At 43.5% G+C, this 836-nt stretch carries 3 protein-coding genes; all 3 read left to right on the plus strand.

What is annotated here, in order from left to right:
* Positions 1 to 193 (plus strand): hypothetical protein (locus A3739_RS27965; RefSeq protein ID WP_231877001.1); only part of this gene is annotated, 193 nt, incomplete at its 5' end.
* A gap of 50 nt (positions 194 to 243) precedes the next feature.
* Positions 244 to 450, plus strand: a complete 207-nt coding sequence (locus A3739_RS31140) for an OmpW family outer membrane protein (RefSeq protein ID WP_255376213.1) — start codon at positions 244 to 246, stop codon at positions 448 to 450.
* A 92-nt stretch (positions 451 to 542) separates the two neighbouring features.
* Complete coding sequence (locus tag A3739_RS31145) at positions 543 to 755, plus strand: OmpW family outer membrane protein (RefSeq protein ID WP_255376214.1); 213 nt, start codon at positions 543 to 545, stop codon at positions 753 to 755.
* The last annotated feature ends 81 nt before the right edge of the window (positions 756 to 836 follow it).

Consider the following 836-nt stretch of genomic DNA (forward strand, 5'->3'; position numbering starts at 1 on the left):
ACAAAGATCGAGAAAGATTATGTTCAAGAAAAGTATTCTTTCCCTAGCAGCCGCATCCTTTGGTTTTTCAGGAAATTCATTCGCCTATCAAGAAAGCGACATTATTGTTCGCGGCGGCGCTGCAAAAGTATCTTCTGATGCGTCTAGCGGCTTAATCGGATCGATACGCCAGCATTTGGCAATACTGGCATAGGCAATGTAGATGTAGATAGCGATACCCAACTAGGCTTAAGCGGAATCTATATGTTTAGCGACACATTAGCCATTGAAGTGCTTGGCGTCACACCTTTTGAGCATGACATTAGCCTTGCGATAAATGCCGACATCGCTTCGACAAAACGCTTATCACCAACGGTGACATTGAATTACCACCTCATAAACAGCGGCTCAAAATTCCAACCCTATGTTGGCATGAGTCTAAACTACACAGCGTTCTTTGAAGGAAAGTAACACCGGCATTATGTAACGCGGCAACTTTCGAAACACTCGCTGCGGCAGCCGAAGGTGGCCCGGAGGGTATTACAAGCGTAAGCAATACAAAAATTGAATTGGAAGACAGCACCGGCGTCGCTATTCATGCCGGCTTTGATTATGTATTGACTGACAGCATTGATTTGAATGGCTCTTACTACTGGATAGACATCGACACCAAGGCTGAGATCACTACCGATAGTAACGCTGGTAAAGTCAAAGCAAGCGTTGATGTTGATATCGATCCATCTATTTACATGTTAGGTATCTCATATACGTTCTAGGCTTATATGATGGCAAGCTTGGGGAGTCTTTTGACTCCCTTTTTTTGTTCGAAATAAAAGGCTCAAAATGCAAATACTTAC

Source organism: Oleiphilus sp. HI0067, from assembly GCF_001635735.1.